Origin of the sequence: Bifidobacterium primatium, assembly GCF_002802875.1 — a bacterium.
Classification (GTDB): domain Bacteria; phylum Actinomycetota; class Actinomycetes; order Actinomycetales; family Bifidobacteriaceae; genus Galliscardovia; species Galliscardovia primatium.
This window is the reverse complement of record NZ_PEBI01000001.1, coordinates 218720-234458: the sequence shown is the minus strand read 5'-3', so window position 1 is coordinate 234458 and position 15739 is coordinate 218720. Positions and strand designations below refer to the sequence as shown.

Below are 15739 nucleotides of genomic sequence, written 5' to 3'. Positions count from 1 at the left end.
ATAGGGCCCGTGAAACGGGCGAATCGTAGATGTCGGCCCGGCGCCGGACCATGCATGACCCGCATGATCCGGCGCCGGGCCGGTTTCGTCATGATCGGCCGTACGCCGTCGCCGGTTCGGCGCGGTCATGCCAGTATGCGGCGATATGCCTCCACCAGCTGCGGCAGACGCATACGGGCGTTCGCCGGGCTGGTCGACGGCAGGGGAGTCATCGGTATGTCGATGCCGGCGGCGGCCAGCTGCGGCGCGCACAGGCGACGATAGAGCTGCGCCGCCTTGCCTCCGGTCGTGAACACATGGGTGATGCGCGAGGCGCGGATGATGGGCGCCAGGTCGTTCGGCACCGCATTGCGGATCGACGAATCGCTCGCTCCCGCGATGTCGCAGGAGGCGATGACGTCCCACAGGGCGAAACGATGCCGCAGGGCGAAGTCGCGTCGGGCCTCGGCGGTCGGTTCCGGCACCGGCTCGTCGAACAATGCGGCCATCACCGGCCAGAACCGGTTCTGCGGATGCATGTAGTAGAACGCCGCCTCACGCGATTTCGGACTTGGCATCGACCCGAGGACAAGCATGCGCGAATCCGCGTCCCACACCGGTCCGAACCCATGCTCCACATGCTGCAATTCCCGCGATTCCATGGTCTTCAGCATAATCCCAATTCACTCTTAGTACCTGAGCAGTACCCGAAACGGTTGGGCGGAAAACGAAAAGCCCTTGGAACCGTAATGATTCCAAGGGCTGAGGCGTGACCCCGGCCGGGCTCGAACCGGCGACCTTGAGATTAGAAGTCACATGCTCTATCCAGCTGAGCTACGGGGCCAAAGACAACGAAACGACATTGTAGCAACTCGCCCGCCGTTCCGCCACGTCGAACCGCCGACGTTGACGGGGCTCCGACGCCGAAGCGGATCGCCGCCAATGGAGGATTGAGGATTGCCGGAGTCGAACACCGGTCGGGTCGAACGCGGCATCGCTGGGACGGGCCAAGCCGCACGGTAGTCTGGAAATCGGATGTGCGGCGAGACGGTCGACCCGAACGAAACGGAGTAAACCATGCGACTGGCGATGATATCGAACATCGATTTCGACCACGACGACGATGACGATCTGTTCGTCATGTTCCACGGGTATGGCAACGACGAGCAGGAGATGGTGCGCATCATCGACGCCATCGAACCGGACGCCGACTACATCTCCGTGCAAGCGCCGATTCACCGCACGTATCTCGGCGGCCACGCATGGTACGACAGCGCCGGCTGGGACAACGCGCGCATCCAGGCGCAATGCTCGGCCATCGGCGACCGACTCGTCACCCTGCTTGACGCCAGCGGATTGCTCGGCCGTCGCATCGTGCTCGTCGGATTCTCGCAGGGCGGGTATCTCTCATACCGTCTGCTCGCCGACCATCCGGATGTGTTCGATGCCGCCGTACTGCTCGCGCCGTCGTTCCATGATGACGTCGTCACCGTGCCCGATCTCGCCGACGACGCCCGCCCCGATGTCTTCCTTGGCTACGGCACCCTCGACCGGCAGATTCCCGACGGGCAGAAGGCCGCCATGCGCGAGGCACTCGCACGGTTCACGCACGGCGAGGAGCATTCCTACGACGGCATGCGTCACGACGTATGCGAACGCGAGTTCGCCGACATCCGGGCCTTCCTCTCGCGGTGAAACGAATCCTCCCGACTTACTATGAGCGGGAGAACGAAAGGCGGCGGTGATGGCGGACGACTGGCGGACGCGCGTGTATGGCGGCCGAGGCGGCGGCTCGTCATTTGGAGGCGGCTCGTCGTTCGGCGCCGGTTACGGTGATATCTCCGGCTACGACGCCGACGACGATTTCGGCTACGACGGAGGCTACGGCTACGACGATGCCGCCGAAGGCGAAGGCGCCGCATACGGCCATCAGGACGAGGCCATTCCCGAGCATGTGCTGCGTGTACTCGGCGGATCGGCCTTCTACCGCGCCTACGACGTCATCTCCGGCGGACGGATGCATGCGCTGGCCTGCACCGTCGGCCGAGACTCCACCACCACGCTGACCGCCTTGGTCTCCAGCTCCTCGGGAAGCGCGTCCTATCGTGTGCGAGCGACACTGGACGAATCCCACGGCCGCGTGCTCGACTCCTCGTGCTCATGTCCCGCCTATGGTCGCTACGGTTCCGCATGCAAGCACATCATCGCGCTCATCATGCAATACAACGATTCGCCCGAATCCTTCGATCAGGACGCACCGGGCGGCACGGAGGCGGGCGGCATGACGTTGCGCCGCCGCAGAACGTCCCGAATGCTGCAGTCGTTCATGCAGCAGGAGGAGATGCGTCGGCGTCAGGAGGCACAGGAACGGCAGGTCGACCTTCTCAAGCAGGTCAGCGCGCTCGCCGATTCGGACGACGCCGTCGGTGCCGCCGGCCGAAAAGGCGCCGTCGGAATCGCCACGCTCGAACAGCATATGCCGGTGGGCAGTGTTGCGCTCCGGCCCGGCATCGGCAAATCGGAGCGTGGCAATGGATGGCTGATGCGGCTGCATATCATCGTGCCGAGCCGTGGCATCGCATACGTCGTCAAGGACATTGACGCCCTGCTGCGCGCCATCCAATGGCGGCAGTACGTGGTCTACGGCAAGAAACTCGCGTTCACGCATACGCTGGACGCCTTCGACGAACGTTCACGCGCCGTCATCGGCATATTGCGCAGGGCGGCGGATATCCGCGCCGGCATCGAATCCGTCGGCGGCGCGTCCGTCGGCCGCCGCGGCGGATATCGCGGCGGCTACCGAAGCCGTAAGCCGCAGTCCTCCGAGATGCTGCTCACCGACGCCGAAATCGCGGATCTGCTCGATCTGTACGTGGATTCGGGGCAGACCATCGATTACGCGCCCGCAGGGTATTATGCGGCGGCCATGGATGCATCCGTCGTGGACGGCGACCCCGATATGGGATTGTCGGTCGAACGCATCGACGGCTCCGACGGTGTCGGCACCGATGACGGCGGCTCCGCCGCGTCCGGTGCCGTCGTCGGCCACGGTGGCGGCTATGTTATACGGCATCGCATGAACGCGGAGGCGTTGATAATCGGCCAGCAGAGCAGTTTCGTCATCGTCCGCGCGTCGGCGGACGACATCGACGGCGGGATTCCGGTGATCCACCGGTGCAGCCGTCGGTTCGTGGAGAATCGTCGCGTCATCGACGTGCTATGCGACGACAACGACGCCGATGGACTCTATCTCGGTCCCGACGACGTGGATATATTCGCCGCGACGGTGCTGCCCTACGTCACGCCCGTACGAGGCGACGCGGCGGATCCGGCCGACACCGACGGCGCCGCGAACGCCGTCGCGCCGCAGGATTCGTCGCGAGATGAAGGCCACGGCAATGGCATCCCCATGCGTCTGCCGGACGAGCTGGCGCGGCGCAGACGCCTGCCATGCCGCATCGAAATCTATCTTGACCGCGACCTGCATGGCGTCAGCTGCGAGATGAAGGCCCGCTACGGCGACGACCGGTTCGACGTGTTCGCCGGCATCGGCCCGCATGACGCGATGCGCGACCGCGACGCCGAACGCCTTGCCGTCGAGGCGGCATTGCACTACTTCCCCCGGCCGGAAGGTCTCATCGCCCGCATTCCCGAATCCGACGACGACGCCATATGGCGGCTGCTCACCGAAGGGCTGCCCGTGCTGCGCGACCTCGGCGACGTGTTCTCCACACCCGCGTTCGACGGCCTGACCGCCGTAAGCCATCCGGTCATCAGGGTCGGTCTGTCGCTGAAATCCGATCTGGTGGAGATATCGCCGATCGCCGACGAAATCGATCCCAAGGATGTGCCCGCGCTGCTCGCCGGATACCGACGCCGCCGCAAATATCATCGCCTGTCGAACGGTGCGTTCGTGAACCTGCATGATGTGAACACGGCGGCCATCGACGACATCGCCGCCGACCTGGGACTCAAGCCCGAGGAACTGGCGGCAGGCGTCGCGGTGCCGTCATACGAGGCCTATTATCTCGACCATCAGGTCGCCGACGACGACAAGGACGAACGATTCCGCGACTACGTGAACGATCTGAAGGTCATCGACCCGGCCTCGTACGCCGTGCCGCAATCGTTGGCCGCGACGCTTCGCCCGTATCAGGTCGAGGGATTCCGTTGGCTCAGCGCCGTATGCGACAAGGGCTTCGGCGGCATCCTCGCCGACGAGATGGGCCTGGGCAAGACCGTGCAGCTGCTGTCGCTGCTCGTCGCCCGACGCGACGAATTCCGCACCGTCGGGCCGAACCTCATCGTCTGTCCGGCGTCGCTGGTCTACAACTGGGCCGCCGAATGCGCGAAGTTCGCGCCGGAGCTGTCGGTCGAGGTCGTGGCCGGAACGAAGGCCGAACGGCGGCGGATGCTCGAAACGGCGCGCGGCGGTGGGAAGTCCGGCGATTCCTCCGTCCCCGACGTGCTCATCACGTCATACGACCTGCTGCGCCGCGACATCGCCGACTACGACGGCATCGAATGCTGCTGCATGGTGTTGGACGAGGCCCAGTATGTGAAGAACCACGCGACCAAATCGTCGAAGGCCGTGCGCGCGATCGCAGCCCGTCACCGGTTCGCGCTCACCGGCACGCCGATAGAGAACCGGCTCGCCGAACTGTGGAGCATCTTCGACTTCCTCATGCCCGGCATGTTCGGCTCGTACGCGCACTTCCGCGAGCGCTTCGAAATGCCCGTATTGAGCGGTGACGAGAAGGCGCAGGCCAGGCTTCAGGCGTTCGTCGGCCCGTTCATCCTGCGCCGCCGCAAGGCCGACGTGCTGAAGGACCTGCCGGAGAAGATAGAGAACGTCATCACCGTGCGGCTGGAGGGCGAGCAGCGGCGACTGTATGCGGCGCTCGAGCAACGTCTGCGCGCCACATTGAACAAGCAGAAGGACGTGGACTTCAATGCGGGCCGGATTCAGGTGCTTGCCCAGCTGACCAGGCTGCGCCAGGCCTGCTGCGATCCACGGCTGCTGTACGCGAACTACGGCTCCGACCTGCCACAGGACGACGGCTCGGCGGACGTGGCGTCGAAGGATGCGACGGCCGTGGCGGCGGGCGGCGCCGTGAAGGCCGCGAAATCCGCGAGGCCGCCGAAATCCGCCAAGCTCGATGCCATCGAGGAGCTTGTGCTCTCGTGCCGCGACGCCGGACGCAAGATGCTCATCTTCTCCCAGTTCACGAGCTATCTGGATCTGATAGCCGAACGATTGCGCCGCGACGACGTCGCCTACGACATCATCACCGGCGCCACGCCGAAGAAGCGACGGCTCGAACTCGTGGACGCCTTCAACGCCGACGCCACCCCCGTGTTCCTTATCTCGCTCAAGGCAGGCAACACGGGGCTCAACCTCACCGGCGCCTGTGTGGTCGTGCACGCCGACCCATGGTGGAACGCCGCCGCACAGGACCAGGCCACCGACCGTGCCCATCGCATCGGACAGACGCAGGACGTGAACGTGTATCAGATCGTGGCCAAGGACACCATTGAGGAACGCATCCTGAACCTGCAGCATGGCAAGACCGACCTCGCCTCACGGTTCGTGGACGCCGCGTCGTCGTCGGGCAACGCCATATCCGCCCTCACCCGCGACGATCTGCTCGCCCTGCTGCACTAGTCGGGTGCCGGACGGGTTCTGTCTGGGCTGGTCTCATTCCGTCGTGGCGTTGGGCCTGGCGTGGTCGTAGGCGTAGTTGCCGTGGCCGAGATCCCAGTAGGTCAGCACCAATCCGCGTCCGGTCCTCTCCCCGGTCTGGCGAAGAATGTATTCCTCGTGGGATGATTCCACGCTGATGCCGATCTCCTCGCCTAGGGCGTCGGTGAACGTGAAATCGGCGTATTCGGTCTCATCGTCGTCGTCATCGGTCTCCGTATGATGCGCGAAGCTGCTGAACGTCACCGGCTTCGTGACGGGTCCCTGCTGCAACGTGCCGAACACGCCGGACAATCCCGAAAGGCCGATGGCCAGAAAGACCACGATGCCGATGCAGTGCCGTACGATGTTGCGGCGCAGCAGGCGCGAGCGCACCTGCCGCGGTTCGTGCCGGTATATGTCGTCGTGGGCCAGGCTGGGCCCCTGCACCAGCATGTGGATGATCATCCAGACCGCGAAGACCAGCGCGCTGACGAACACCACCGCATCCTGCATCACACGCTCTACGCCGAACGGCGACATCGTTCCCAACTGATATCCGGTAAGGGCCACCAGACCGAAGAAGAACAGCATCGTCGGCGGATTGAGCAGCACCGCATACCGGCGCTTCGCGTCGTACCATGCGGCATCGTCGTCGGCGTTGCCGTTGCCGCCGTCCGTCCCCTGCGCCGCCGGCGCCATATACGGCATGGTCGTCGCACCGTATGGCATGGACGACATATGCGAGGTCCGCCATTCGTGTTCCTGGGACGTCGCCATGCGTCGTACGACGGTGTAGTGCTTGTCGGCATCGTCGTTCCTATTGTTGCTGGCGTTGCCGCTGCCGGCGCTCCTGTTGGCGTTGTCTCCCCGTCGCTCTTCGACCACGTCATAGGGATTGGGCTGCGGATACCCGGGGTCCGGCTCGATGAGGTCGATGATGTCGGTGTCTTCGATCCATCGCAGGATGATATGCGTGCCCGGCGTCTTCATGAGGCGTTCGATGCGGCCGTAGACCGGCAGTTCGGCGAATTTGAGGGTGTCGCCGCGTTCGAGCCGGATCGTGTATTCGAAACGGGTCGTCGGGTCACCGTCCGAATCCGTCGAATGGATCTCGTTGAACATCCATATGATGCCCCGTGCCGTGGTGACTCCCCGCCTGAGGAGTCTGATGTTCCTGACGGTGTAGTAGATGCAGATCGCGACCACCACGATGAGGCCGAGCATCCATACGATATCGGCGAGGGTCATCTGTCCGCCGATTCCGGAGGAGACCAGCCATGTGAAGCGGATGACGGTGTAGGCGAGCAGCGACAGCATCGCCACGATCAACATGATGGTTCGGTTCCGTAGCGTCCTCATACGGCAGGCTTCCTCTTCGTTGACGATGATTCCCTCCTTGCATTATGCCCCCGAAGCTCGGGGAGGGGTCATCGCATCGACGAGAGTTATGCCGTTGTTCACCGGTGGGGCATGTCGCCGTGCCGTGCGGACGGCTCCGCCGCGCGTTGCCGTCGGCAGGCCGTCCGCGGCCGCCGGAGCGCGGCCTCGCGGTATCATCGTGGGGTGAAGAAAGCGGTTGAAGAAGTGAAGCAGACCCCGCACGGCGTGGCGGCCACCATCGCGTCGGCGCTCGTATACGGCATGTTCCCCCTGTATTGGGCGGCGCTCGACAGCGTGTCCTCCATGAACGTGATGCTCTACCGCATCGTCACCGCGGCCGTGGTCATGGTGCTGTTCATGCTGGTCACCGGCCGCTGGGGCGGGCTCGTGGCCCATGTGAAGGCCATGTGGCGCACGCGTCGCGTGTTCTGGATGTCCGTGCTCGCCGCCGTGCTCGTCACCATCGACTGGGTCGTCTACATCTATCTCGTCTCCATCGGCCACACGTCCGAGGCCAGCGCCGCCGGCTTCCTCATCCCGCTCGTCAACATGATGCTCGCACTGCTTCTCCTGCGCGAGAGGACCAGCGCGCTCGGCATCGCGTCCATGCTCATCGCGCTCATCGGCGGCATCCTCTACGTCATCGACACCGGCAGGTTCCCCGGTCTCGCCCTCGCCATGGTGTTCAGCTACAGCGGATACTGTCTCATCAAACGCTTCGTGCCGCTCGACGCCTTCGAATCGCTGACGTTCGAGACCGGCGTGCTCACGCCGGTGGCGTTCATCGCCCTGGCCGTGCAGCCGAGGTTCGGCGTGCCCGCCGACGCCCCATGGCATGTGTGGGCGCTGCTCGCCGGATGCGGCGTGCTCACCGCCGTGCCGTTGGTGCTCACCTCGTACGGCGTCAAGCACGCGACGTTCCTCATGCTGAGCTTCACCCAGTACATCACGCCCACCATCCAGCTGCTGCTCGGCATCGTCGTGCTCGGCGAGCAGGTGCCCGCCCACCGGTTCATATCGTTCGGCGTGATCTGGCTGGCCCTGGCCGTATACTCCGTCGACCTCGTGCGGCAGCATCGCAGCCGCCTCGAACTGGGAAGAAAATAGGCCGTCGCATCGCCTTCCTTCGGCTGCCGGCCTTCTGCGCCGCTTTTGCAGAAGGCCTGCAAAAGCGGCAAAAGCCGCAATCCACTTCGGAAAACCGCCATTGGAACGACCTAATGTGCGCTGACGCACAATAATCGCGAAGGAATTGTGCAACGAATGGAAAACCGTTGCATCCGTAATGCCCGCCTCCTAGATTGACAATCGCAACAAGGAAAACCAATCAAGGAGGTTCATCATGAAGTTCGCAAAGGCATTCCAGGAGGGTCTCGCGATGGCCAGCTTCTCCAGCATGGATTACGTCAACAAGGACATGCTCGAGACCATGCGCTACGTCGCCCGTCAGATCGAAGAGGACAAGTGATCCGTCGCCGGTCATGATGCCCGCAGGCATCGGCTGGCATGAGTCATTCGGTCTTCTCTGATTCGAGGACCAGACCTTATCGATCGGAGATACGGCCAACGGCGTCCGTATATCTTCCTCTTTTTTCGTTTCTTCTTTTCTATGTTCCTTACGTTATTTACTTCAGCGTGCTCAGACGATACGTCTGCCATACGTCGCTGAGCTTCTGCCCGTTGGAGACCCGCTTCCACACGTTGAGCGCGGCCCCCGCCGCCTTGCCGCTGGCCGCACGCGCCGCCGCCGTGGGCGTGGCATGCACGGAACCGTCCTCAAGTTCGAGCCTGCCGTCGTTCGTCACCGTGGCATACCATTCCTGCCCCAGGCGCGGACGTTTCCACACCAGCTTCTCGCCGGGGACGAGCAGTCCTGCGTCGATCACCTGCATGATGGTGATGCGCCGCGAGCCCTGCGAAACCCGTCGGGCCCCTCGGGACAGCGTCTCCTCGCTCACCGACGTCAGATCCACGTCGTCGGCGTCGAAACGAATCCGCCAGTATTCGGCAAGCAGCTGCACGATCTCGTTCTGACGGCGCTCCAGCACATCGGGCGTCATGCCCGTCACCGATGTGAGTTCGGCGGTCAGCGGGAACCGACGGGAACGGGGAGCCTCGGTGATGCGCTCCATACGCGGCGTGAAGCTGTCGACGTCGGCCAGCTGCTGTTCGTTTGCCGCCGACAGCACCATGTTGCCGATGCGGTCCGTCCAATGGTCGCGCGTCGCCTCCGGCCAGGTGACGAACGACGAGTTCGGGCCGATCCTCTCCGGCAGGATTCGCACCACGTTGACGCTGCGAGGACGGACCACGGGCGAGCCGTTCCTCACGTCGTTGGCGCGCAGCAGCAGCACCTTCTTCATCGTGTCGTTCATCTGCATCTCGCCGCGCAGACGGGCCAGAGCGGTCTTGCGGTCCTCGTCGCTCACGCTGAACCCGGTCGACTTCTTCAGCTTGCGGCCATGGTCGAGGTCCTTGAGGATCTGCACCACACGCTGGCGACGCTGCGACGACGACGCCTTGCCGAGATTGTCGACGCCGGTCACGCGTTCCAGCGCGCGCAGCACCTTCACCAGCTGCTCCTGGTCCTTCTCCTCGAACGTGATGGTCTGCGGAACGCGCGAATGCCGCGCGGAATGCCGTCCGCCTTGCGGGCCTGCGTTCGCGCCCGCGTCGTTCCTCGCGGACGTCGCCGCCGTATCCGCGTCGTTCGTCGCGCTCGCCGAGCCGTTCGCTCCGAGCACGCCGACCCGCCCGATGTTGACCAACGCCCAGATCGCCACCGACTTCCATTCCGTCGTCGGGAAGTCGTCAAGCCGCACCAGCCATTCCGACACCTCCTGCGGCAGGTCATACGCGTGCGGCTGGCCGAGGATGTTCCACGCCGTCGCATACGGCACGAGGATGTTGTTGATGAACTCCACGGCCGTGTTCTTCTCCAGATACGCGTCGAATGCCTTCGACTGGAAGCCGTCGAGGATCATGCGGTGCGACTTCTTCGGCGAAATGCCCAGCAGCAGGTCGTTGAAGAACGTCTCGACGTTGTCTCCCAACGGATCGACAGCATTGTCCCAACGCCTGCCGTAGTAGTCGCGGTCCGCGATGTCGATCGCCGAGATCGCCTTCGCCTTAAGCACATCCGACGGCGTCAGCGGCATGCCTCGCATGTTCATCACATCGAAGATGCGGTGCGCGCCGGCCAGGTCGTTCGTCGTCACGATGATCATGAGCACGTTGCTCACCAGATACGAGGCGAAATACCGGCGCTCGTCGTCGGTCAGCGACGACAGCGCATCATACGCCGCCTTCGTGTTCTGCATGATGTTGCGCTGCGCGTTCGACTCCAGGTCGGTGTCGCGAAGATCGAACAGGCCCTCCAGATTGCCCTCCTGCACATAGTCGCGGAAGAACTCCGCGTCACGCTCGCGCAGGGTCAGCCTCGGTTCGGCCGCACGGCCGAACAGACGGTTGCCCTCCTCGAGAATCAGCGCATTGAGATTGTCGGACAGATCATGGTCCTTCTCCATGGCCCGCAGGATGGCGATGATGATGGTCAGCGACGTAAGGCGCTGCTGGCCGTCGATCACCTGGAACAGCCGGTTGTTCGGGTCGCCGTCGCCCACCAGAATCAGCGAACCGAGGAAATACGGATGGTCGGGATGTTCAGAGGCGTCGCGCAGGTCGTCGACTAGCTGCAGCATATGCTCGACCCGCCACGAATACGCGCGCTGGAAGGCCGGGATGACGAACTGATAATCCGTGGAAAACACCTTGCCGAGCGGCTTCTCGCTCGCATTGATCGCCATGCCGTCCCCTTCGTGAAACTACGCCGATGTATCCCTGCCACTATAACGCGTGCACAGCGGGCGATGCATTACCGGAACGACGCGTGTTCGTGAGATATCGTATGGAACATACGGCACAAAGGAGCGGACTCATGGAGCATCAGACCAGAACGGCGATCGAACTGCGATACTCCGGCAACGCGGCGCGCTCGCGGTCGTTGAACATCAGGTCGCTGGCGGCGTCGCTCAGCGGATTCACCGACGCCGTGGGCGAATACCGCAACATCGTGCTGCCGCTGATGAACCTCGACGCCGTCGCCGACTCCATGCGGCCGAGGAGAGGGGCGTTCGTCGCGTCGCTGGTGCTGCTCGGCGAGCCGGTCGCCATCGCGCGGGCCGCCGCGCCCGACGCCGGTGGCGGGTCCGGGCGCGGCATGGCCGATGTGACCGACGTGACGGACATCGCCGTCGGATTCATCGAGACCATCGGCATCTTCAAGGCGCGCGTGCTCACCACCGGGGACCCGATGCCGAACTCGTCGGAGCGTGCGGTCATGACGGAGGACGGCGTGGAGGTGACGTTCGCGGAGCAGGCCACGCCCGTCGTCGTGGACCATGAGGCCTATGTGGCGTCGAAATCCATTCGCCTCGCGAAGTACCTCGGCCGCGCGTTCGGCTCGTTCGCCAGCATCGACGTGGACATGGTGACGGTCTGCGCGCCCGATTCCGGCGGATCGCTGGACATCCCGTCCGGCGTGGCCCGTGCCCTGCGCGACGTGGACGACCTGGTCGAGGTGCACAAGCCGCTTATCGAGACCCGTCAGCTGCAGATCGACACCATCCAGTTCAGCTCCGACAAATGGCGGTTCAAGGACGGCGACCAGAAGTTCTATGCGCGCATCGCCGACCGGCGGTTCCTCGCGCAATGGGACCGCGGCGAGATCTCGTTCAAGAACGGCGACCGGCTCAACGCGGTCGTCCACACCGAGCGCTCGTCGATCGGCGGCACGCTCACGTTGGGCGAGCGGTCGATTCTCAAGGTGAGCAAGCCTCACGCCGTGCTCTTCCAGCCCTCCATCGACGACCTGATGGTGTAGCCGCTTCTCCACACGCTCCGGTACGCTTATGGACGTTTGTTTTCACTGCAAGCCGGCGGATTCCGGCTTGAATTCCCGTTGAAAGGCTGCTGTGCCGAAGCATATTGATATTGACGACGTTGACGATGTGACGACCGATTTTGATGACCGCTCGGATGATATGGACCATCCGGACGATATGGATGATATGGGAGGCAAGACGGACGACGACGCGCCCGCCGCCGTCTCGTTCGCCGAATTGGGCGTGCCGAAGCCGCTGGTGCGTGTGCTCGCCGCCGACGGCAAGACCACGGCGTTCCCCATCCAGGCCGATACCCTGGCCGATTCCCTCGCCGGCCGTGACCTGCTCGGCCGCGGCAAGACCGGGTCGGGCAAGACGCTTGCGTTCTCCATCCCCCTGGTCGCCCGTCTTGGCGGCGAACGCTCGTCCGGCGCCGCCGCCATGCGTGACTTCAGGCGCATCCGTAACCGCGGGGGAGCCGCGTCGGATGCGCGGCTGCCGCATCCGCGCGGCCTGGTGCTCGCCCCCACGCGCGAACTCGTCAACCAGATCGACGAGGTGATTCGTCCGCTGGCCGATGCCTACGGGTTGACGACCGTCACCATCTACGGCGGCGTGAAGCAGAGCCGACAGGTGACGGCGTTGCGCAACGGAGCCGATATCGTCGTGGCCTGCCCCGGACGTCTCGAGGACCTGCTTGGCCAGGGCCTGCTGTCGTTGGAATCCGTGCGCATCGCCGTGCTCGACGAGGCCGACGAGATGGCCGACATGGGCTTCCTCCCCGCAGTGACCCGACTGCTGGGCAAGATCGATCCGCACAGCCAGCACATGCTGTTCTCCGCCACGCTCGACCACGGTGTAGACGGGCTGGTGAAGCGCTTCCTGAAGAACGCGCGCGTGCACGCCGTGGATTCCGCCGAATCGCATGTGGACGAGATGACGCATCACGTGTTCGTCGTCACGCAGGGCAACAAGCATGAGCTGGTGCGCCAGCTGGCCTCGGGCATGGGCAAGCGCATCCTGTTCACCCGCACCAAGTACCAGGCGAAGAAGATGGCCGCCAAACTGGTGAAGGCCGGCATTCCCGCCGTCGACCTGCAGGGCAATCTTTCGCAGAACCAGCGCGACCGCCATCTCGCCGCGTTCAGCAACGGCGACGTACGCGTGCTCGTGGCCACCGACGTGGCCGCGCGCGGCGTGGACATCAGCGGCGTGGAGCTCGTGGTGCAGGTCGAGCCGCCGGCCGACCCCAAGTCGTTCCTGCATCGTTCCGGCCGCACCGCTCGCGCCGGCCATTCCGGCGACGTGGTCACGCTCGTGCTGCCCGGTCAGGAGAAGGAGGTGCGGCAGATGATGCGCCGCGCCGGCCTGCGCATCGCCTCCGTGGAGGTCACGCCCACCTCGCCCGAGGTGGAGGAGCTGGTCGGCGAGCATGCCCCGCTCGTCAATGGCTGGGAGCTGCCCAAGCCGGCGCCGCAGAAGCCTGCGGGAACCGGACGCCGTTCACGCTCTCGGAACAGGGGAGCGGCTGCCGCCGAATCCCGTGATGAATCGGAATCCCGTCGTGACTCCGGCAAGCGTGATTCCGCAAGGCGCGGCATCGACAACCGTGGCGGCGGCAAACGCGGCGCCGTGGCGCGCAACGGCGAGGAACGCCGACGCGGCAAGAACGGCGGCTCCTCCGCGCGCGGCGGTTCGCAGCAGCGCGGCGGCAACGCCAAGTCGGGTGGATTCCACCGTCATCGCAAGAAGGCCGCCCCCCTTCCGCATGGCCGGCGGCAAGAAGCGGTAATCGTCTACTTCCGCCTTCCATCCCGCACGAACAGCGACAGCACGAACGCCACGCAGGACACCACGGTCGAGACGACGAACACCGCATCCACGCCATGCGCCAGGCCGGCCTCCCCCGAGCCGGCCACCGATGCGGGCAGCGTGTTCGTCGTCATCACCGTGAAATACAAGGCGATGACGATGGCGGCCATGGTCTGCCGCAGCGTGTTGTTCATCGCCGTGCCATGGGGGATGAGCGGGCCGGTCAGCTGGTTCAGCGCCGTGGTGGTCAGCGGCATGAGGCAGAACGCCACACCGGCCATCATCAACGTGAAGAACACGGCCGGATACCACGCCGGCGTGTCCGCGTGCATGCGCGACAGCGCGAACGCCGCCACGGCCACGACGGCGATGGCCGGCGGGGCAAGACGCCGGATGCCCACCTTGTCGAACAGACGTCCGGCGATGGGGTTGAACACGCCCTCGGCCACGCCGCCGCCCATGAGCAGCAGGCCGGACTGCAGGGCCGTCATACCCAGCGAATTCTGGATGAACATCGGCAGGATGTTCATCGACGTGATGAACGTGACGAACACCAGAACGACCACGGCCATCGACAGGCTGAACATCGGACGGGCGAACACGCGGAAGTTCAGCATCGGCTGCTTCAGGCGCAACTGCCGAAGAATGAACGCCGCCAACGACACCGCGCCCACGGCGATCGAGCCCAGCGTCTCCGGCGCCGTCCAGCCGTCCTGGCCGGCGAGGCTGAATCCCAGCAGCACACCGCCGAATCCCATCGTCGACAGAACGACCGACGCGATGTCGATGCTCGGGTCGGTCTGCCTGGTGACGTTGCGCACCGTCGGAACGGCGGCCGCCAGCACGGCGACTGCGATGACGATAAGCGGCACGAACAGGAACCGCCACGGCAGGAAGTCGATGATCAGGCCGGAAAGCGTCGGCCCGAGCGCCGGCGCGAACGCGATCACCAGGCCGAACCAGCCCATCGCCGTGCCGCGCTTCTCCGGCGGGAACGTAAGGAACAGCACCGTCTGCAGCAGCGGCATAAGGATGCCCGCGCCAGTGGCCTGCAGAATGCGGCCCAGCAGCAACACGGCGAATCCGGGCGCCGCCGTGCATACGACCGTGCCGAACAGGAACATGCCGATCGCATAGAAGAACAGCTGCCGTGTGGTGAACCTCTGGATCAGGAACGCGGTGATCGGGATCATGATGCCGTTGGTGAGCATGAATCCGGTGCTCAGCCATTGCGCCGTGTTGCTGGTGATGTCGAATTCGCGCATGAGATGCGGCAGCGCCGACGTCATCAGCGTCTGGTTGAGGATGGCGGTGAAGCTGCCGACCATCATGATGACGATGGGTATGTAGCTCATGCCGTGCGTTTCGTTCGTGGTGTTCTTGGTCGATGCCGTGTCCGCCGTCATGGACGCGGCGTGCTGTGATTCTTCCGACACAGTGTCCCCTCGGTGTTCTTGTTGTTGTCAGCCATTCATCGTGGTGCGCCGGCGGGCGGATGCGGCCGAAGCCGGTCGCCGTGCGCCGGACGGGATGCCGAACCAAGCCGATTACGGACGGCCGCGTTCATCCGCGCGGTCGTAGCCCCTGCAAGAATTCAAATCTCCGACCGACATACTACCAACATCGTCGTAGCTCCGTCCTCATACGACGAAAAGGAACCGTGGAACGCGTTCGGTTCCCATTCGTTGTCGGGTCGTAAACGAACGGGAACCATGGAGGGCGTTCGGTTCCTGTCCGTTGTGGTTTTACGAACGAAGAGGAACCGTGGAACGTGTCCGGTTCCTGTTGGTTGTGTTTCCGCGAACAAACGGGAACCGCAGGGAAAGCCCGGCTCCCATCCGTCGTAAATTCCCCAACGAATGGGAACCATTACAGGGTATTCGGTTCCTGTTTGTCGTCGTTTGCGGCCCGACGGATATCCGCTTGGAGATTCGCCACAATATGGTTTTAGAGGAATGTTGACGAACGTGGATTTTCGTTGAGATTCCGGCGATATTGAAGG

The 15739-nt window shown here is 64.3% G+C and carries 9 protein-coding genes, 1 tRNA gene and 1 pseudogene; 6 read left to right on the top strand and 5 right to left on the bottom strand.

All coding sequences use genetic code 11. The features are described from left to right. Nucleotides 1-125: 125 nt before the first annotated feature. Both CS006_RS00890 and CS006_RS00885 read right to left on the bottom strand, forming a co-directional pair. Nucleotides 126-641 carry a DNA-deoxyinosine glycosylase gene (locus CS006_RS00890; RefSeq protein ID WP_100510429.1) on the bottom strand — a complete coding sequence of 172 codons (516 nt, stop codon included), beginning with the start codon at nucleotides 639-641 and terminating at the stop codon, nucleotides 126-128. Between the two features lie 108 nt (nucleotides 642-749). After that, a tRNA-Arg gene (locus tag CS006_RS00885) sits at nucleotides 750-823 on the bottom strand. A 233-nt stretch (nucleotides 824-1056) separates the two neighbouring features. Here CS006_RS00885 and CS006_RS00880 point away from each other — a divergent pair. Together CS006_RS00880 and CS006_RS00875 are read left to right on the top strand one after the other, a co-directional pair. Beyond that, complete coding sequence (locus CS006_RS00880) at nucleotides 1057-1674, top strand: alpha/beta hydrolase (protein ID WP_225432817.1); 618 nt, start codon at nucleotides 1057-1059, stop codon at nucleotides 1672-1674. A gap of 49 nt (nucleotides 1675-1723) precedes the next feature. Continuing rightward, on the top strand, nucleotides 1724-5644 hold the full coding sequence (locus tag CS006_RS00875; protein ID WP_225432819.1) for a DEAD/DEAH box helicase: 3921 nt from the start codon (nucleotides 1724-1726) through the stop codon (nucleotides 5642-5644). A 33-nt stretch (nucleotides 5645-5677) separates the two neighbouring features. Here CS006_RS00875 and CS006_RS00870 read toward each other — a convergent pair whose 3' ends face one another. Next, a complete protein-coding gene (locus tag CS006_RS00870) occupies nucleotides 5678-7021 on the bottom strand; it encodes a hypothetical protein (RefSeq protein WP_100509915.1) in 1344 nt (447 codons plus the stop codon). Nucleotides 7022-7246: 225 nt separating this feature from the next. Between CS006_RS00870 and CS006_RS00865 the strand changes: the two genes are divergently transcribed. Further along, entirely contained in the window at nucleotides 7247-8149 is a 903-nt protein-coding gene (locus tag CS006_RS00865; RefSeq protein WP_163200097.1) for an EamA family transporter, read from the top strand. Between the two features lie 235 nt (nucleotides 8150-8384). After that, nucleotides 8385-8510, top strand: a complete 126-nt coding sequence (locus CS006_RS11020; protein ID WP_263863963.1) for a hypothetical protein — start codon at nucleotides 8385-8387, stop codon at nucleotides 8508-8510. A gap of 157 nt (nucleotides 8511-8667) precedes the next feature. Here CS006_RS11020 and CS006_RS00860 read toward each other — a convergent pair whose 3' ends face one another. Then, nucleotides 8668-10848 carry a GmrSD restriction endonuclease domain-containing protein gene (locus CS006_RS00860; protein ID WP_100509913.1) on the bottom strand — a complete coding sequence of 727 codons (2181 nt, stop codon included), beginning with the start codon at nucleotides 10846-10848 and terminating at the stop codon, nucleotides 8668-8670. A gap of 131 nt (nucleotides 10849-10979) precedes the next feature. On the opposite strand from CS006_RS00860, the gene CS006_RS00855 reads away from it, so the two are divergent. Next, on the top strand, nucleotides 10980-11924 hold the full coding sequence (locus CS006_RS00855) for an LAPAL motif-containing putative phage structural protein (RefSeq protein WP_100509912.1): 945 nt from the start codon (nucleotides 10980-10982) through the stop codon (nucleotides 11922-11924). A gap of 160 nt (nucleotides 11925-12084) precedes the next feature. After that, a pseudogene (locus tag CS006_RS00850) lies at nucleotides 12085-13638 on the top strand (DEAD/DEAH box helicase); the annotation flags it as partial. A gap of 83 nt (nucleotides 13639-13721) precedes the next feature. Here the strand turns inward: CS006_RS00850 and CS006_RS11070 are convergent. After that, a complete protein-coding gene (locus tag CS006_RS11070; protein ID WP_239512291.1) occupies nucleotides 13722-15026 on the bottom strand; it encodes a DHA2 family efflux MFS transporter permease subunit in 1305 nt (434 codons plus the stop codon). Nucleotides 15027-15739 lie beyond the last annotated feature (713 nt).